This window comes from Streptomyces hoynatensis, assembly GCF_003626535.1.
GTDB lineage: Bacteria > Actinomycetota > Actinomycetes > Streptomycetales > Streptomycetaceae > Streptomyces > Streptomyces hoynatensis.
Genome location: NZ_RBAL01000015.1, coordinates 140,005 through 157,015 on the forward strand (window position 1 = coordinate 140,005; position 17,011 = coordinate 157,015).

Consider the following 17,011-nt stretch of genomic DNA (forward strand, 5'->3'; position numbering starts at 1 on the left):
GCGTCGTGGCGCGTTCCCGGGGCGGTCGCGGCGGTGCCGAGCGCCCGGGGAAGTGGGTGGGGGCCTGCCTCCCGGAGGAGGGTGTGGCGGGTTGTGGTCTGCATGAGGGCGTCCTCCGTCAGGGCCCCGGCCCGGTGCGGGCGGGGCGCGGAATGTTGGGGGTGGCGCGGGATGTCGGGGGGTGGCGCGGGATGTCGGGGGCGGCGCGGATCGTCCGGGGTGCGGCCGAACGGGGCGGCCGGGGGCGGCAGGGCGGCACTCACCATCGGCACGCGCCCCCCGCCACCGCGGGTACCGCAGGTGCCGCGGACACGGCGGGTACAGCGGACACGGCGGGTGCCGCGGGTGCCGGGGGACGGGGACCGCCGCCTGGCCGCCGGCGGCGCCTGCCCCGTGGGCTACCGGGCGCCGGAGGCGCCAAGGAGTCCGGAGGGGATGGCGGCGCCGCGGATGCCGGGCGGCCTCCCTGCCGCCCGGGGGCGTGCGGGGTGCCCGGGGCGCCCGGAATGCGCGGGAGCGCCGTGCGTGGCGGGCCGGTGGTGGCCGGTGGCGGGCGGCGCCGCGGGTCCGCGCCGGGCGAGCGGGGCGCGGCGGGCCGCCGAGGGGCACACCCTCAGCAGCGGAACACCTGGAGCGCGACGGTCAGCCGCCCCGGTCTGCTCCGTGGTCCCGGGCCCGTCGCCGGGGCGGGAGGCACGGCGCGGTGCCGCCGCGCGGCCGGGGCGCCGTGGCGCTCGGGGCGGGTGGCCGGCGGGCGTGCGGTGGGGATTCGCGGGGCGGCGCTGCGGTGGCCGGCCTGCTGCCGCTCGGCGGCCAGGTCCTCCACCGGCACGGACTGCTCGACGCGGGCCTGCGCGGGCCGCTCCGCCACGAGGGCCGCCCCGGCGCCCCCGGCGGCGAGCAGCAGCGACAGCAGCGCGGCGACGGCCGCCACGGCGGCGCGCCCGGCTGCCGCGAACCCGTACCCCACCCCGTCACCCCCGGCTTCCCTCGCGTGACCCTCCGTCAACTTTACCCTGAGAAATGCCGGGCTTTGCAATCTCTTTGAGCGAAGATCGGCCAACTCGCCGCCACTCCGCAGGATTTCGAAGGGGCTCGCTCTCCGAAGAGAAGAAACACGCCACATCCGATGCCGGAACGAAAGGCTGCCCGCGACGGGCCGCCCCCGCACACCCCCGGGCACGCCCCGGTTCACGCCCCCCGCGCGAGCCGCGGAGGCCCGCCCTCCGCGGCCCCTCGGCCGGACACGGCACCCTCGGCGGCCCCTCGGCGGCCCGCCGCCCCCCCTCACCTGCCAAGCCACGCCCCTCCCGGCGGGTCCGGCTCGCACCCGACGCGCTAGTGAGCTAATTTGCTAGCATGTCGGTGTGGGCGACGAGGATGTGAAGCAGTTCAACGTGTACCTGCCGATCGGCCTGATCAAGCGGGTGAAGCACCGTGCCATCGAGTCGGAGCTGTCGCTGTCGGCGCTGGTCGCCGAGGCGCTGCGCGCCTACCTCGACGACACCGAGGAACCACGAGAGCAAGCAGAGAAGGAGGGAGCCTGAGATGACGACCGAGGGCATCGAGGCCGTGTTCATGGAGACCCACAACTGGGGCAAGGCGGCGAAGTTCTTCCAGGAGCTCGGCTACGAGCTGGAGTTCGAGACCGGACACGGGTCGGGGCAGCTGCGCAACGGCGACAGCCCCTTCGTCTTCATCGCCGAGGTGCCGGCCGACCGGCAGCCCACGATGCAGCTGGTGCTGCGGGTGCCGGACGCCGACGCCTTCCGCCCCGGGGACGGCGTCGAGGTGGTCAGCCCCTTCGAGGACACCCACTTCGGGACCCGGATGATGACGGTGCGCGACCCGGACGGGCGCCAGTGGAGCCTCCAGGCTCCCCAGGGCGGGCCGGCCGAAGACCAGCCGCGCGAGGGCTGAGCCGCCGCACCTGCGGGAAGGCGCGGGGCGACGGCGCCACCACGGCCGCCGCGTCCCCGCCCTTCCCGCCCCGGCCCCGGCCCCTCCCCCAGGTCCCGCGGCCACCCCGCCGCCGCGCCGCCGGCCGCTTTCCACCGGCTTCCCCTGGCTTTCCACCGGCTCTCCCCGGGCGCACCCCCGGCACCCCCCTTCCCCCCTCGGCCTCCCTCGCCCGGGTCCGCCGGGTCAGCGCGGGGCGAGGGGCGCGGCGGGGGCCAATTCGGCGAGAAAGCGGTGGAGTTCGGGCCGCCAGTAGTGCACGACCTCGCAGTCGAGCGTCGCCTCCTCGCCCGGCAGCGCGAGCCACAGCCGGTCGTAGAGGCCGCCCTCCCGCACCCGGCGCACCAGCCCGCCCTGCTCCCCGCGCGGCAGGTCCCGGTAGCGCTCGACGATGCGGGTGCGGAAGGCCCCGCCCAGCCGGTGCACGGCCACGCGCCGCCCCGTCAGCGAGACGAAGTAGTTCCTGCCGAACCTGCGGGCGACCAGCCGCCAGGCCCGCGCCAGGAAGCGCGGGCCGCGCATCCTCCCCTCCCGGTTGGCGGTGGCGTGGAAGGTCACGATCGGCTGCTCCCCGGGAGCGGTCCGCGCGATCTCCGCGGCGGCCTGGGAACGGACCTTCTCCTTGTCCCAGCGAATGGCCATGGCGCTCTCCTGTCTGCTCCTGTCTGCTCGGCTTCTCTCGCCCGGCCGGGTGCCACGAGGCGGCGAGGCCAATCCGAACCGCCGGCGGCTGCGCCATGATTGACCGAAAATCGCCTGGTTTCACGCCCGCTTTCCGTGCCTTCCGGCCGTCGTGGCCTGCGCGGGCAGTTCCCCGGGGGTGAACTCCTCCGCCGACAGGACGGGCCCGTGCCTCGTCACCGTGCACGCCTCTCCGCTCCCGTGCCTCACCGTGCGCCCAGGCCCGTGCCGGCGCCGCGGGGACCGGGCCCGCGGGCGGAGGGGGCCGGGCCCCCGATCCCCGGCCGAACCGGGTGGGCGGGCGGCGCATCGGGCGGGGCGGGGGGCGTTTGCGCAGGTCGGCGGCTCGGCAGGGGGCGGCGGTGCGGCGTAACCGGGCGCAGGAAGTCGGGACACCCGGCGGAAACAACCCCTTCCTACGGTCTGCGGCACTCGACGCCTCAGCACGAAAGGGAGCCGGGTATGGATCTCGCCGGCAATCCCCAGATGGGGGACTACTCGCTGCGGTACCCGTTCTTCGCCCTCGTCCTCGCGCTCCTGCTTCCGCCGCTCACCGCCGCCGCCACCCGCGGGCGCTGGTACCTTGCGCGGACCAGCGAACTGCCCACGGACGCCGACGAGTTGCCCTGCGTGGTCTGCGGCGGCAGGTACCACCTCGCGGACATGGCCACCGGCCCGTTCCACGAGGGCCGCATCTGCTCGCTGCGCTGCTCCGCCGAGGGCGCCTGCCGCGACGCGTGCGAGCCCAGCCCCTGGCGGCCCCCGCGTGGCCCGGTCCCGCTCGGCATGCCGGGCGCCGCGCCGCCCGTCCCCGTCCCGACCCCCGCCGCCACGGGCGGCACCCCCCGGCCGGCCGCGCGTGCCGCCGGCCACGAGGCCCCGCAGGAGGCACGGTGAACACCAGCCAGGAGAGCACCATGGAACACCCCGCAGGAAACGCCGCGGGACGGCCGAGGCGGGCGCTGCTCGTCGTCGACATGCAGAACGGCTTCTGCCACCCGGAGGGCTCCCTGCCCGCCCTCGGCCTGGCCCTGGCCGGGGCCGAGGCGGCGGTGGAACGCGCCTCGGCCGCGGTGGCCACCGCCAGGGCCGCGGGCCTGCCGGTGATCTTCACCCGCCACGTCTACCGGCCGGGACGCGCCGACGAGGGGCGCAACCTGGGCGGTTCGCACCCCGCGCTCGCGGAGGTCTCCTCGCTCGCCGCGGGCAGCTGGGACGCGGACGTCGTCGACGAGCTGGGCTGCGGCCCCGGCGACCTGATCGTGGACAAGGTCAGGTTCGACGCCTTCCTGTGGACCTCGCTCGACCCGCTGCTCCAGGGCCTTGGGGCCGAGGAGCTGGTGGTGTGCGGGGTGGTGACCAACATCTGCGTGGAGTCCACGGTCCGGGCCGCCTACATGCGGGACTACCGGGTGACCCTGCTCGGCGACGCCTGCGCGGCGCTGAGCCCGCGGCTGCACGAGATCGGCCTTGAGGTGATGGGCGCGTGCGGCTTCGCGACGGTGACCACGGTCGCGGAGGTCTTCGGCGCCGGGCATCCCGCGTCCGGCGGCGAGGCGGCAGCCGCGGCCGGCGCACCGGCGGGCGAGGCGCCGGACGCGCCCTCGGGTGCGCCGCTCGGCGCGGAACCGGCCGAATCCGCATGACCGGGGCGGCACCCGCACCGGCCCCGGAGGCCGCCGCACCGGCTCACGCGCCGGTGACACCGTGGACACCTGTCCGAAACCAGCCGTCCGTAGCCTTCGGTTCGGTGAGCCAGAGAACGCCCGGGCACGGGGCGGCGGCCGGGACGGGCCGCCGCGCCTCCGGCCGGGAGCACGACGTCCGCCGCCTGCGCGACCTCCTGCGCGCCGGCGTGCTGGGGGGCGCGTTCGCGGGCGGCCACCTGCCGAGCGAGGCGGAGCTGATGGCCGGGCACGGGGTCACCCGGGCGACGGTCCGCGAGGCCCTCGCCCTGCTGCGGCGCGACGGCCTCATCGAACGGGTCCAGGGCCTCGGCACCCACGCGCTCTTCACCCCGGTGACGACCCCGCTGGCCGAGGCACACGGCGCGGAACTTCCGTTGCGGGACGGCGTGTTCGCCAGGGGCCTGCGGCCCAGGGTGCTCGACGAGTCGGTGATCCCGGCCCCGGCCCTGGTGGCCGACCGGCTGGGCGTCGCGCCGGGCACGCCCGTGCTCCGGCTGGACTACGTCTCCCTGATGGGCGACGAGCCGCACTGCCTGGCCACGAACTACGTGCTGTTCCCCGAGGCGGCGCGGCTGGCGCAGGCCGCCTTCACCCAGCACTGGTACGCCTATCTCGCCGACGCCGGGGTGGTGCTCGGCGAGTCGGAGTTCGTCTTCGACGGCGCCCTCGCCGACCCGGTCACCGCGCGGACCCTGGACGTCCTCCCCGGCACCCCGCTGATCAGCATGGAACAGGCCATCTACGACCCGGAGGGCCGCGTGTTCAACGTCGCCTTCCTGCACCTGCGCGCCGACCGCTTCCGCTTCGCCTCCCGGGCCACCGCGCGGAGCACCCGCCGGCGCTAGGCCGGGCCGCCACCGGCCGCGGGCGAAGCGAAGCCCCGGTCCTGCGCCCCCGCAACCCGTGGGCTTCTCCCCCTCCGTCACCGCTGTGCCCGTGCTGGTCACCCTTACCCGGTCATCTTCCGTTTTCCATCGATTCCTTCGCCTTCGTCCCCCTTCCCCTCTCCTTCCCCTTCCCTTCCCCTCTCCTTCCCCTCTCCTTCGCCCCTCCCTTCCCTTCACCTTCCCCTTCCTTGAGGAGTCTCCATGACGCAGGCCCCCGAGGCCGCCCCGGCCTCCGCCGGGGCGGCCGGCGCCGCCCTTCCCCGCACCCTCACCGAGGCCGCCGCCGCGCTGCGCGCGGGCCGGGTCACCAGCCGCGGGCTCACCGAGGCAGCGATCGCCGTCGCGGACCGGCTCGACCCGGCCCTCGGCACCTACCTGGCCCGCCTGGACGAGCAGGCGCTCGCGGCGGCCGACGCGGCCGACCGCGACTTCGCGGCGGGCGTGGACCGCGGCCCGCTCCAGGGCATCCCCTTCGGCGTGAAGGACATCCTGGCCACGGCCGACGCCCCGACCACGGCGCAGAGCCTCGTGCTCGACCCCGCCTGGGCCGCGGGCCGGGACGCGCCCGTCGTGGCCAGGCTGCGGGCCGCGGGCGCGGTGATCACCGGCAAGGTGAGCACGATGGAGTTCGCCGTCGGCATGCCCGACCCGGAGAAGCCCTTCCCCATCCCCCGCAATCCGTGGGACCCCGAGACCTGGCCGGGTGGTTCGAGCTCGGGCACCGGGAGCGGGGTGGCCTCCGGCATGTTCCTCGCGGGGCTCGGCACGGACACCGGGGGCAGCATCCGCATCCCCGCGGCCTTCTGCGGGGTCACCGGGCTGATGCCGACCTTCGGCCGGGTGCCGAAGTCGGGGTGCGCGCCGCTCGGTTACAGCCTGGACCACATCGGGCCGCTGGCCAGGAGCGCCCGCGACTGCGCCGCCGTCCTGGAGGTGATCGCCGGGCCGCACCCCAGCGACCCGGACTGCGTCGACGCCCCCTTCCGCTCCGGCGAGTGGTCCGGCGACCTGACCGGGCTGCGGGTGGGCGTGGTGCGGGAGCACCACTTCCCCGCCGAGGCCGACCCGGCGCTCGAACCCGCCGTGGACGCCGCCGTGGACGCGCTGCGGGGCCTGGGCGCCGAGACCGCCGAGGTGACGCTGCCGTACTGGGACGAGATGTGCACCGCCGACATCGTCACCATGGCCTGCGAGGCCCTCGCCTACCACCAGCCCGACGCCACCTCCCGCTGGGGGGACTACTTCGCCTCCACCCGCGCGATCCTGGCCATCGGGGCCCTGATGTCGGGCGCGGACTACGTGCAGGCGCAGCGGATGCGGCGGGTGGCGCAGGACGCGATCGCCCGGCTCTTCGACCGGGTGGACGTGGTGGTCTGCCCGACGGTCTCCCGGCCGGCGCCCAGGCTGGAGCCCTACCTGCGGGAGGGCGCCGAGGTGATGGAGCTGTTCTCCTTCATCCACACCGGCTACTGGGACTGCCTGGGCAATCCGGTGCTGGCCGCGCCCATCGGCTTCACCGCCGAGGGGCTGCCGCTCTCCCTGCAGTTCGCCGGGCGGGCCTTCGAGGAGATGACGCTGCTGCGGGCGGCGGACGCGTTCCAGCAGGCCACGGACTGGCACCTGCGCGTCCCGCCCCTGGCCGCCGGGGCCGCGGCCTGAGCGGGCGCCGCCGCCTGAGCCGGGGCCGTGGCGTGAACGAGCAGCAGAACCCGAACGAGCAAAGGAGAAGCGGACGATGAGTGAGCAGAAGACCGAGACGGCGGGCGCCGGGGAGACCGGGGAGCGCGTCCGCGCGCTGCTCGCCGCGGCGGGACTGCCCGCGAGCGAGGCGGAGATCCGGCGCTTCGCCGCCGCCTACCCCGGCTACCGGGCGGCGGCCGACGCCCTGTACGCGGTTCCCGAGGCCCGGTACGCCGACCCCGCCCTCCGCTTCCGGGCGGAGGCCCGCATCACCGACTGGGCCTGACCGGGCGGCCCCGCCCGGCTCCCGCGGCCGGTCCCCCGCGGCCGGCCGCCCCGGTGGGTGCCGGGGTGCCCGCCGCGGGCGCGCCCGCCTCACCCGACGGGGGCCCGGCCGGGCGCCGGGACCACGCGCGGCTCGGCGGCGGGCATGGCCGGGCGTGCGCGGCCGGGGAGCAGCAGGGCCGGGACGGCGGCGAGGGCCAGCAGCACCACGGCCCAGGCGTAGGCGTGGCGGAAGGCACCGGCCGAGGCGCCATTCGCCTGGGAGGCGAGCACGACCGACAGGAGGGCGGTGCCCACGGAGGCGCCGGCCTGGGAGACGATGGCGAGCAGGGTGCTGCCGTAGGGGACGTCGGCCGGGGCGAGCCCGCGGGTGGCGGTGGTGTTGGCGGGCATCATCACCATGCCCACCCCGACGCCCGTCACCAGCAGGGCCGCGCACAGCCGCCAGTAGGGCGTGTGCGCGGTCAACTGCGCCGCGAAGAGGGAGAGTCCGAGCGCGGCCAGCGCCGCGCCGCAGGACACGAGCAGCCGTGGGGAGACCCGGTCGACGCGCCGGGTGGCGACCTGCATCGACAGGCCCACGGCCACGGCGAGCGGGGCGCCGAGCAGCCCGGCCTCGGTCGCGCCAAGGCCGCGGACCGTCTGGAAGTACATCGGCGAGAGCATCATCGAGCCGAAGTAACCGCAGGGGAACAGCAGCATCGTGGCCAGGCCGGCGGCCAGGCGGCGGTCGGCCAGCAGGCGCAGCCGCAGCAGCGGTTCGCGGGCGGTCAGCGAGCGGAGGACGAAGCCGGTGACGAGCAGCAGCCCGGCCACGGTGGGCAGCAGCGCCCCCGGCTCGGTGACGTCGCCGTCGTTGCCGCCGGTGGTCAGGCCGTAGATCAGCAGCGCGAGTCCCGGCGAGAGCGTCAGCAGCCCGGGCAGGTCCAGGCGCCGCTTGACCGTGGGGGCGTCGGGCCGCAGCAGGCGGGCGGCCAGGAACAGCGCCACCGCCCCGATCGGCAGGTTGACGAGAAAGATCCAGCGCCAGGAGGCGGCGTCGATCAGCCAGCCGCCGAGCACGGGCCCGCTGACCGGGCCCACCAGGACGGGTATGCCGAGCACGGCCATCGCCCCGCCCGTCCGCCGCCGGTCGGCCGCGCCGATGACCATGGCCATGCCGACCGGCATCAGCAGCCCGCCGCCCAGCCCCTGCAGGACGCGGAAGAACACCAGCGCCGGGATGTTCCAGGCCAGGGCCGCGAGGCCGGAGCCCAGGGTGAACAGCGCGATGGCCGCGAGGTAGACGCGTTTGGCCCCGGCCCTGCCCATGGCCCAGGCGGCGAGCGGGATGACGGCGGACAGGGCGAGCGTGTAGCCGGTGGCCACCCACTGCACGGTGGCGACCTCGGCGTCGAAGGCGAGGGCGAGCGGGTGGAGGGCGACGTTGACGATCGTCACGTCGAGCACGGACATCACCGAGCCGACGACGACCACCACGAGCACCCGGGCCAGGTTGCCGCCGTCCGCCGGGGCGGCGGGGGAGCCCGGGGCGGGCCGGATTGCGGTCATGGCATACCTCCATGCGTGCCGCGGGCCCGCGCCTGCGGGCCGCCCGCCCAAAGTACAACCATCGTTGCACTGTTTACAACCAACGTTGTAGTTAAGGTGGTGTGCGTGAGCAGGGCAGCGACGGGCGACATGGACAGGGCGGCACGGCCGGGCGGTTCGGGCCGGCGGGCACGGACGGGGGGACGCGGCGACAAGCCGGCGGCCATCGAGCGGGCCGCCTGCGAGGTCTTCGCGCGGGACGGCTACACTCGCGCGGGCATCGACGCCATCGCCGCGGCCGCCGGAGCCTCGACCCGCACCCTGTACAACCACTTCCCCGGCGGCAAGGAGGAGCTCTTCCGCACCGTCGTGCAGTGGAGCGCGGGCCGGGTGCGGGAGGCCCAACTGGCCCTGCTCGCCCGGTACCTCGACCCGGAGCGGCCGCCGCGCGCCGCGGACCTGGAACGCGATCTGCTGGCGCTCGCCCGGGCCTGCGCCGGGCTGATGGCAGAAAGCCGTGACCACTTCGCGCTGGTCGGCCACATCCACGCCGAGGCGGGGCACCTGCCGGACGAGGTGTTCGAGGCCTGGCAGGAGGCGGGCCCGCGGGCGGTGGCGCGCGGTTACGCGGCGGCCATGGCGGCCCTGGAGGAGGCGGGGCTGCTCGACACCCACGGCGATCCGGCGCGCGCCGCCGCGCACTTCGCGGCCCTCACCTCGACCGACCTCGCCCAGCGCACCTCCTGGGGCGTGCGCCCCCTGCCCCAGGCGGAGACCGAGCGCCTCCTCGCCTCGGGCGTGGCCGCCTTCCTGCGCGCCTACGCGGCCGGCGGGCCGCGCCCGGAGTCCGCGCGCGGCTGAACGCCCCCGCCCGGCGCCGCGCCCCGGGACGCCGGGGACTGCGGCGGTTCCCGGCGAGCGGCCGGGGCGGCCCGGGCGGCCGGGTCCGGGGGACTCAGGGGCGCGGGGCCTCCTGCTCCTCCTCGATGCGGCGGTTCCATTCGGCCTTGCCCGCCTGCCAGCCGTCCTCGTCGGTGCCGAGCCGCCAGTATCCGGAGATCGAGAGCTGCTCGCGGGCGAGGCCGCGGTCGTGCCGCAGGTGGCGGCGCAGCTCCTTGACGAAGGTGGCCTCGCCGTGGACGAACGCCTGGATCGGGCCCTCGGCGAAGTCCGCGCCGGTCACCGCGGCGACCAGGGCGGCGCCGACGGGACCGGTGCCGCGGTGCAGCCAGACCAGGTCCACCTCGCCCGCCGTGTCGAACTTCTGCTCCTCCTCGGGACCCTCGACCTCGACGAACGCCCGGGCCCTGGCGCCGGCCGGGAGGCGTTCGAGCGCCGCGCCGATGGCGGGCAGCGCGCTCTCGTCGCCGGCGAGCAGGTGCCAGGCCGCGGCCGGGTCGGGCGCGTAGCCGCCGCCGGGACCGAGCAGGCGCAGCTCGTCGCCCGGCCTGGCGGCGGCGGCCCACGGCCCGGCCAGGCCGCTCTCCCCGTGGTGGACGAAGTCGATCGTCAGCTCGCGGGCGCCCTCGTCCCAGGCCCTGACGGTGTAGGTGCGGGTCCGCGGCCAGGACTCGCGCGGGAACCGCTCCCTGATGGCGCCGATGTCGAACGGCTCGGGGTAGGTCACCCCGGGGGCGGGGAACAGCAGCTTGACGTAGTGGTCGGTGTAGGCGCCCGCGCCGAAGGCGGACAGCCCCTCGCCGCCGAAGACCACCCGGATCATGTGCGGGCTGACGCGCTCGGTGCGCAGTACCCGGCCCACATGGACGGTCCTCGGCTTCCTGCGGGTCTCGCGCTCGCTCATCCGGGCTCCTTCCTCCGCGCCAGGGCCGTCGCCGGGCCGGAACCCGGCGGCCACCCCTTACTAAGGTAAGCCTTCCCTAAGGCCCCCTTCCGGTCAAATGCGCCCCGCGCCTCACCCCTCGCCCGGCGGCGCGGGGGCCGGGGCGGAGAGGGCCGCGGCCAGGGCGGTGGCGGTGAGGGTGAAGCCGAAGCACTGGCGGACGTTGTAGAGGGTGGCGTCGAGGCAGTACGCGGGCGAGGTGGTGGCGACCGCCTCCTCGACGAGGAGGACGTCGTAGCCCAGGTTCGCCGCGTCCATGAGGGTGGCCAGGACGCACTGGTCCGCGTTGACCCCGGCGAACAGCAGGCTGTCCACCCGGAGGTTGCGCAGCACGCTGTCCAGTTCGGTGTCCTGGAAGCCGCTCATCCGGTACTTCGCGACGTGCAGGTCGCCCTCTTCCGGGGCGAGCGGGGCGACGATGCCCGCCGAGGGGCTGCCGCGTTCCAGCACCCGGCCCGCCCCCGAGGGCAGCGGCGTGCCGATGCCGCCGCCGGTGGCCTCGGCGTCGTACACGTGCAGGACGCCGGGCGGCAGGTTCGCCAGGTCGGGGCGGTTGCCCCAGTTCAGCCAGACGACGGGCACCTCCGCCGCGCGCAGGGCGGGCAGCAGCCCGCCGAGCACCGGGATGGGCGCCCGGGCCGGGGAGACGTCCACGCCGATGCCCGCCAGCCAGCCGTCCCCGGCGCAGAAGTCGTTCTGCATGTCGACGATCACCAGGGCGGTGGCCGAGAGGTCGAGGGTCACCCGCTGCGGCAGGGCCTCGACGGTCAGGGGCCGCCGCGGCCTGACCGGCCGCAGCAGGCTCACCTCGCCGGCCTTGGCCCGCCAGGCGTTCCGCGCGTTGGGGCCGAGCAGGCCGCCGGTCATGGCCCTGGCGGGCGCGGGGGGCTGCGGGGCGGTCAACGGGGTCCTCCTCCGGGTGGGGTGGGGCGGGCGGCGCGGGCGGCGAGGCCGAGCAGGGGCAGGTCCGCGCCCGGGGGACCGGCCAGGCACAGGCCGGCCGGCAGGCCGCGGACCCGCAGCCAGGGGGCGGCGACCGCGGGCAGACCGGCCAGGGAGGCCAGGTGGGTGAGGCGCAGGGTGGCCGCACGCACCGCCTCCACCTCCTCGGGCGGGGCCGAGACCAGGGGCGCGGGGCCGCTCGTGGCGGGGAGCAGCAGCGCGCTCCCCGGCCCGAGCGCCGCCCGCAGCCGCGCCCCGGCCTGCGCCAACTCCTCCTCGCCGGCTGCCCGTTGCTCCTCGGTGACGGAGCGGCCCGCGGCGAAGCGGGCCGCGACGGCGGGGGCGAGGGCGCCCTCGTGCCGCTCGATCCAGGCGCCGTGCCGCGCCCAGGCCTGTGCGGCCTGGACCGTGCGGAAGGCGGCGAACCACGCGTCGAGGCGCTCGGCGCCCGGCACGGTCAGCCGGGTCAGCGGCAGCCCGGTGCGCAGGGCAAGGGCCCGGCAGGCGGCGGCGAAGGAGGCGCGTGTCTCGGGCTCGGCCAGGGCGGTGAGCCGCTCGTCCACGGCCAGGGAGGTGATCGGCGCCGCCTCGGCCCCGGCCGCGGGCCCCGGCGCGCCCTCCAGCAGGGCGAGGGCGCCGGCGCGCAGCAGCTCCGGGTCGGCGGCGAGCAGGCCGGCCGTGTCGAAGGCGGGGGCGAGCGGCACCAGCCCCTCGGTGGAGACCGCGCCGTGGGTGGGGCGCCAGCCGTAGAGGCCGCAGTAGGAGGCGGGGACCCGGATGGAGCCCGCGGTGTCGGTGGCCAGGCCGAGGTCGGCGAGCCCGGCGGCGACCGCGGCGGCCGGGCCGCTGCTCGACCCTCCGGGGAGCCGGCCGGGGGCCGCCGGATTGGCCGGGGTGCCGTAGTGCGCGTTGCCGCCCGCGAGGCCGAACGCCAGCTCGTCGGTCTGCGCGAGGCCGACGACGTCCGCCCCGGCCCGCAGCAGCGCCCCCACCGCGGCGGCGTGCCGGGAGGCGGCGGGCGAGGTGGCGAGCCAGGCCGGGTTGCCCGCCCCGGTCGCCTGCCCGGCCACGGCGAAGAGGTCCTTGACGGCGAGCCGCTTGCCGGCCAGGGGCCCGCCCGGCGTGCCCGCGGCCAGCGGCGAGCCGGTGACGCGCCACACCGCCGGGTCGGGCGCGGCGGCGGGGCCCCGCGGGGTGGCGGCGGGCGGGGTGGCGCTGACGTGGGCGGCGCGGATGCGCCAGCCTTCCGGGCCGCGCTGCCAGACCTGGGTCTGCAGGCCGTGCGAGCCGTCGGCGCGGCGCGTCTCCGCAGTCAGCACGGCCGCGTCGGCGCCGAGCGGCACCAGGTGGAGGCGTTCGACGGTGCGGGGCGGGGCGCCGCCGCGGCCCCGCCTGAAGTCGGCGATCGCCTCGTGGCCGGAGAGCACCACGGCGCCCTCGGCGCGCAGGGTGCCGGGTGCGGTCGAGAACCAGCGGCCGAGCGCGGCCACGTCGTCGGCGGCGAGCGCCTGTTCGTAGGCCCGGAAGGCGGCCAGCAACTCGCCGTGGGCAGCGGACCCTTGGGCGTCGGGATACACCGGCCGCCCCTACGCAGCGGCCCGCAGGACGGCCAGGTCCGCCTCGTCCAGCGGGGTGGCCGCGCCGCGCTCGATCAGCTCGGCGAAGCCCTCGTCGGGCGACATGACCGTGAGGGTGTAGAGGCGTTCCGCATCCGAGGTGTTGGTGATGCGGTGCCGGGAGCCGGCGGGCAGCACGAGGACGTCGCCCGGGGAGAGGTCGCGGGTGTGCTCGTCGCTTTCCGCGCGGCCGTGCCCGGCGAGGACGACGAAGGTCTCGACGGAGTCGGCGTGCCAGTTGAGCGGCTGGGCCCCGCCGGGCTCCCACACCTCGAACACGACCGTGGTGGGCGAGCCGTCGGCGGGCCCGGTGAGGACGGCGAGCTTGACGGTGTCGCCCGGGCTGATGTGGTGGGCGGTCAGCTCGCGCAGCGGCTTGTGCAGGGGCGGAGTGGTCACGGGGTCTCCTCGGAGTGCGGGGTGGCGGGGGGTCCTGGGTGGAAGCGGGCGCACTCGCGCAGGGCGGCGGCGGCGCGGGCGACGGCGCCGTCCACGAGCCTGCGGCCGAGTTCCGCGGTGGCCCCGGTGGGGTCGCCGATGACGCCGTTGCCGGTGCCGAAGTCGTCGCTGAGCCAGCCGAAGGCGACGGCCTTGCCGAAGCCGATGTGCTCGTAGCGGCCGAGGTGTTCCGGCACGCTGCGCGTGGCCAGCTCCATCCGGACCAGGTCGGGGCGCAGGTGGAGCAGGGCCGAGGTCTCGTGGAGTCCGCCGTGCACGCCCATGCCCTGCTCGGCCGCGGGCGAGGACCCGCCCTGGTCCGCGGGCAGGGAGGCGTGCAGCAGGAAGGTGAACAGGCCGTATTTGGCGCGCAGTTCACGAAGGGCGACGCCCAGCAGGGCGCTGTTGCCGCCGTGTGCGTTGAGGAAGGCGAGCCGCCGCACGCCGCCGGCGGACAGGGCGCGGCCGAGGTCGTCGAGGACGGCGAACAGCGTGTCCGCGCTCAGCCACAGGGTGCCGGGGGACCAGGCGTGCTCGTTGGACTTGGCGTAGGCCAGCCCCGGCAGCAGCGTGATGTCGCAGGAGCCGGCGGCGGCCAGGGCGGCGCGTTCCGCCACGGCCTCGGCCATCAGGTGGTCGGTGGCGACCGGCAGGTGGGGGCCGTGCTGCTCGATGGCGCCGATCGGCAGCAGGGCGAGGGTGCCGGCGGGCAGCCGCGCGACCTCGGGGGCGGTGAGTTCGGGAAAGCGGGTCAGGGCCATGGTGAGGCTCCGTCCGTGGTCGGCCGGCGGCGGCGCTTGGCCGCCGCCGGGCGGGCGGTGGATCAGCCGGCCCGCAGGTGGCCGGGGTTGAGCAGGCCGCGGGGGTCGGTGCGGGCCGCGGCCTCGCGCACCAGCTCCACGCGCCTGTCGACGTACCACTGGTGCACGTCGTGCACGCGCACGCCCAGCTCCTCCAGGGCCTCGATGCCGCGGCGGACGGTGGGCTCGTCCCGGTAGCGGGCCATGAGCATGCCGACGGTGCCCGAGCGCATGCCCTCCAGGTGCAGCACCGTGCCCGGGTAGACGGCCTTGACGGCCGAGGTGTCGCCGAGCAGGACGTCGCCCGCCACCTCCAGGTGGAACCAGCCCTCCTCGGCCTTCATCAGGTGGTAGGTGGGGTGGTTGAAGGAGAGGGAGCTGATCAGCGCGGGGCCCTCGGGCGCCGGGCGGGTGTCGAGGACGCGCCCGCCGTGGCGTTCCACCAGGGCGCGGGCGGCGGGGGCGGCCTCCTCCTCCACGATGGCCCGCAGGCTGTGTGCGTCGCGGTCCAGGGCGGGGTCGGCGCCGAAGGTGCGCACCAGGGCGGGCTCGTCGAGGGAGACCAGGCGCGGCGCGGGCTCCAGGCGCACCAGCTCGGCGAGGGCGGCGGTGGCCGGTGCCCAGGCGCCGAAGGCCGCGAACAGGCCGGTCCACAGCCGGGCGGGCGCCAGGCGTACGGTCGCGGTGGCGATGACGCCGCTGGTGCCGTAGGCGTGGATGTAGGGCAGGGCGCCGGCGCCGGTGACGGTGAACGGGGCGGCCTCCCGGGTGCAGGGCACGATGCGCAGCTCGCGCACGAAGCCGTCGCCGTTGGTGCCGTGCCGCAGGGAGCCGGTGCCGCCGCTGCCACCGGCGAGGAAGCCGCCGAGGGAGGTGCCGAAGGTGGAGGGGAACATCCACAGTTCCTGTCCCGCGGCGCGGGCCCTGGCCTCCAGGTCGGACATCTTGGCCCCGGCCTCGGCCCTGATCCAGCCCTCGCCCACCTCGGCCACCCGGTTGCAGCCGGTGAGGTCGAGGACGGCGCCGCCCCGCAGCGGGATGGCCTGCCCGTAGTTGCCGGTGCCCTTGCCGCGGGGGGTGATCGGGACGCGGTGGCGGTAGGCCAGGGAGAGCAGGGCGGGGAGCCGGTCGTGGCCCGTGGGCCGCAGCACCACTTCGGCCCGCCCGGCGGGCAGCCTGGCGGCCAGGATCGGGGACATGTGCGCCCAGTCGCGCGAGCACCTGTCGAGCACCGCCTCCTCGCGCAGCACGCCCTCGGGCCCGAGCAGGGCCTCGGCCTCGCGGCAGAACTCCTCGATGCCGGGGGTGGCGGCGCCCGGCGTTCCGGCCGCGGCGGCGCCGGCGGGCGTGTCGCCCGGGACGAGTTCGGTGAGCCTGCGCAGTTCGGGCTCGGGCAGCATGGCGGTCTTGGGGTCGAGGGTCATCGCGCGGTCACCCGATTCCGATCGAGGGGTCGACGAAGCGGTCGGTGGCGAGGTCTTCCGCGGTGAGGCCGGGCGGGACGTCGGCGCCGCTCTCGGTGATCAGGGGGGTGAACACCTGGCGCGTCTGTTCCACGCGGTCCATGTCGAAGCCGCCCACCGTGCCGTCCGCTTCGTTGGCGAGGATGCCGAGGTCCACCATCTGCCGGGCGGCGAAGGTCCCGGTCTCCGCGGAGTAGACCCAGCCGGTGTTGTACTGCGTCACCAGGTCGGCGACGAGGTCGACCACGGGCCCGGGGTCGGCGGCGAAGTCGGCGGCCGACTGCTGCATGAGGGGGACCAGCTTCTCCAGGCAGGGGGCGAGGTCCTCCAGGTCGCCGCTGCGCACGGACAGGGCCTCGGGGTAGACGCTGTAGCCGACGTCGGCGAGCAGCTGGTAGCGCACCGGCTTGCCCCAGGCGCCGACCTCGTGCTCGTAGATGTAGGGCTCCGCGGTGGCGAAGCCCTGCTGGGCGATGCTCGGGTCGGCGACGAAGCGGGAGGGGGAGCCGTCGTAGCTGGCGTCCAGCTGGCTCTCCTGGACCAGCCCTTCGGAGACCAGCAGGGAGGCGTAGGTGCTGCCCGCCACGTAGACGACCTTCGCGTCGGTGCCGCCGATGTCGGCGATGGTCTCCCAGTCGGGGTGGGTCTCCGGGTCCCACATCAGCATCTGGGGGCTCTTGTTCATCAGCGCCATGACGGCGGTCACCGGCTGGTCGGCCGCCGCGGCGATGGCGCCGTCGGTGGTGACCATGCCCAGGGTGATGCTGTCGTCGACGTACATCTGCGAGGAGATGCTCTGGTAGCCGATGGCGGCGCCGCCGGCGCGCACCTCGATGTCCACCCCGGTGTCGCGGCCGTCCACGACGAGGGGGCCGGTGACCCGCTTCTGATCGGCGTCGACCCGGTAGCCGGGGCCGACCAGGTTGTAGATCGGCCCGTGTTCCGCCTCGGGCTCCCAGTCGGCCTGGACGACGACGGTGGCGGGGCAGACCTCGTCGAGGCGCTGCGCGGCGGGGGCGGACTCCAGGTCGGCGGCTCCGCCGGCGCCCTGGGCGCCGTCGCCGCAGGCGGAGGTGGTCAGCAGGAGGAGACCTGCGAGCGCGCAGGCCGCGGTGGCGGCGCGGGCGCGTCTGCGGTGGGGCATGGGAACTCCCGGAAGGCGGTGCGTGGTTCGGGCGATACGTGGGCGGGGGGGTGGG

General features: G+C 76.4%; 18 protein-coding genes. 8 read left to right on the forward strand and 10 right to left on the reverse strand.

Annotated elements, in window-relative coordinates; all coding sequences use genetic code 11:
- Nucleotides 1–613: 613 nt before the first annotated feature.
- Nucleotides 614–970 carry a hypothetical protein gene (locus D7294_RS22940; protein WP_120682773.1) on the reverse strand — a complete coding sequence of 119 codons (357 nt, stop codon included), beginning with the start codon at nucleotides 968–970 and terminating at the stop codon, nucleotides 614–616.
- Between the two features lie 397 nt (nucleotides 971–1,367).
- Between D7294_RS22940 and D7294_RS22945 the strand changes: the two genes are divergently transcribed.
- Both D7294_RS22945 and D7294_RS22950 read left to right on the forward strand, forming a co-directional pair.
- A complete protein-coding gene (locus D7294_RS22945; protein WP_120682775.1) occupies nucleotides 1,368–1,547 on the forward strand; it encodes a ribbon-helix-helix domain-containing protein in 180 nt (59 codons plus the stop codon).
- A gap of 1 nt (nucleotide 1,548) precedes the next feature.
- Nucleotides 1,549–1,920: a VOC family protein gene (locus D7294_RS22950; protein WP_120682777.1), complete on the forward strand. Its 372-nt coding sequence runs from the start codon at nucleotides 1,549–1,551 to the stop codon at nucleotides 1,918–1,920.
- A gap of 225 nt (nucleotides 1,921–2,145) precedes the next feature.
- Here D7294_RS22950 and D7294_RS22955 read toward each other — a convergent pair whose 3' ends face one another.
- Nucleotides 2,146–2,601, reverse strand: coding sequence for a hypothetical protein (locus D7294_RS22955; protein WP_120682779.1), 456 nt, complete (start codon nucleotides 2,599–2,601; stop codon nucleotides 2,146–2,148).
- Between the two features lie 501 nt (nucleotides 2,602–3,102).
- Here D7294_RS22955 and D7294_RS22960 point away from each other — a divergent pair.
- The 5 genes from D7294_RS22960 to D7294_RS22980 all read left to right on the forward strand — a co-directional run bounded on the left by D7294_RS22960 (nucleotide 3,103) and on the right by D7294_RS22980 (nucleotide 7,181).
- Nucleotides 3,103–3,537 (forward strand): hypothetical protein, encoded by a 435-nt coding sequence (locus tag D7294_RS22960; protein ID WP_120682781.1) that lies wholly within the window; start codon nucleotides 3,103–3,105, stop codon nucleotides 3,535–3,537.
- The gene (locus D7294_RS22965; protein ID WP_206619549.1) at nucleotides 3,534–4,286 is read left to right on the forward strand and encodes a cysteine hydrolase family protein; all 753 of its coding nucleotides are present in this window, start codon (nucleotides 3,534–3,536) and stop codon (nucleotides 4,284–4,286) included. Before D7294_RS22960 ends, D7294_RS22965 begins: the two co-directional genes overlap by 4 nt.
- Before the next feature lie 104 nt (nucleotides 4,287–4,390).
- A complete protein-coding gene (locus tag D7294_RS22970) occupies nucleotides 4,391–5,173 on the forward strand; it encodes a GntR family transcriptional regulator (RefSeq protein ID WP_206619550.1) in 783 nt (260 codons plus the stop codon).
- Nucleotides 5,174–5,416: 243 nt separating this feature from the next.
- Nucleotides 5,417–6,874 carry an amidase gene (locus tag D7294_RS22975; protein ID WP_120682785.1) on the forward strand — a complete coding sequence of 486 codons (1,458 nt, stop codon included), beginning with the start codon at nucleotides 5,417–5,419 and terminating at the stop codon, nucleotides 6,872–6,874.
- Between the two features lie 76 nt (nucleotides 6,875–6,950).
- On the forward strand, nucleotides 6,951–7,181 hold the full coding sequence (locus D7294_RS22980) for a hypothetical protein (protein WP_120682787.1): 231 nt from the start codon (nucleotides 6,951–6,953) through the stop codon (nucleotides 7,179–7,181).
- Nucleotides 7,182–7,270: 89 nt separating this feature from the next.
- Here D7294_RS22980 and D7294_RS22985 read toward each other — a convergent pair whose 3' ends face one another.
- The gene (locus D7294_RS22985) at nucleotides 7,271–8,731 is read right to left on the reverse strand and encodes a DHA2 family efflux MFS transporter permease subunit (protein ID WP_120682789.1); all 1,461 of its coding nucleotides are present in this window, start codon (nucleotides 8,729–8,731) and stop codon (nucleotides 7,271–7,273) included.
- 105 nt (nucleotides 8,732–8,836) lie between these two features.
- Between D7294_RS22985 and D7294_RS22990 the strand changes: the two genes are divergently transcribed.
- On the forward strand, nucleotides 8,837–9,571 hold the full coding sequence (locus D7294_RS22990) for a TetR/AcrR family transcriptional regulator (protein WP_241562566.1): 735 nt from the start codon (nucleotides 8,837–8,839) through the stop codon (nucleotides 9,569–9,571).
- Nucleotides 9,572–9,665: 94 nt separating this feature from the next.
- Here the strand turns inward: D7294_RS22990 and D7294_RS22995 are convergent, their stop codons facing one another.
- The 7 genes from D7294_RS22995 to D7294_RS23025 all read right to left on the reverse strand — a co-directional run bounded on the left by D7294_RS22995 (nucleotide 9,666) and on the right by D7294_RS23025 (nucleotide 16,956).
- Nucleotides 9,666–10,514, reverse strand: coding sequence for a siderophore-interacting protein (locus D7294_RS22995; protein ID WP_120682793.1), 849 nt, complete (start codon nucleotides 10,512–10,514; stop codon nucleotides 9,666–9,668).
- A 111-nt stretch (nucleotides 10,515–10,625) separates the two neighbouring features.
- A complete protein-coding gene (locus D7294_RS23000; RefSeq protein ID WP_241562567.1) occupies nucleotides 10,626–11,456 on the reverse strand; it encodes a cysteine hydrolase family protein in 831 nt (276 codons plus the stop codon).
- Entirely contained in the window at nucleotides 11,453–13,072 is a 1,620-nt protein-coding gene (locus tag D7294_RS23005; RefSeq protein WP_120682795.1) for an amidase, read from the reverse strand. The genes D7294_RS23000 and D7294_RS23005 overlap by 4 nt, the downstream gene beginning before the upstream one ends.
- A gap of 9 nt (nucleotides 13,073–13,081) precedes the next feature.
- Nucleotides 13,082–13,510, reverse strand: coding sequence for a cupin domain-containing protein (locus D7294_RS23010; protein ID WP_120682797.1), 429 nt, complete (start codon nucleotides 13,508–13,510; stop codon nucleotides 13,082–13,084).
- On the reverse strand, nucleotides 13,507–14,310 hold the full coding sequence (locus D7294_RS23015) for a creatininase family protein (RefSeq protein WP_206619551.1): 804 nt from the start codon (nucleotides 14,308–14,310) through the stop codon (nucleotides 13,507–13,509). The genes D7294_RS23010 and D7294_RS23015 overlap by 4 nt, the downstream gene beginning before the upstream one ends.
- Nucleotides 14,311–14,372: 62 nt before the next feature.
- Nucleotides 14,373–15,773: an FAD-binding oxidoreductase gene (locus D7294_RS23020; protein WP_206619552.1), complete on the reverse strand. Its 1,401-nt coding sequence runs from the start codon at nucleotides 15,771–15,773 to the stop codon at nucleotides 14,373–14,375.
- Between the two features lie 7 nt (nucleotides 15,774–15,780).
- Complete coding sequence (locus D7294_RS23025; protein WP_120682799.1) at nucleotides 15,781–16,956, reverse strand: ABC transporter substrate-binding protein; 1,176 nt, start codon at nucleotides 16,954–16,956, stop codon at nucleotides 15,781–15,783.
- Between the last annotated feature and the right edge of the window lie 55 nt (nucleotides 16,957–17,011).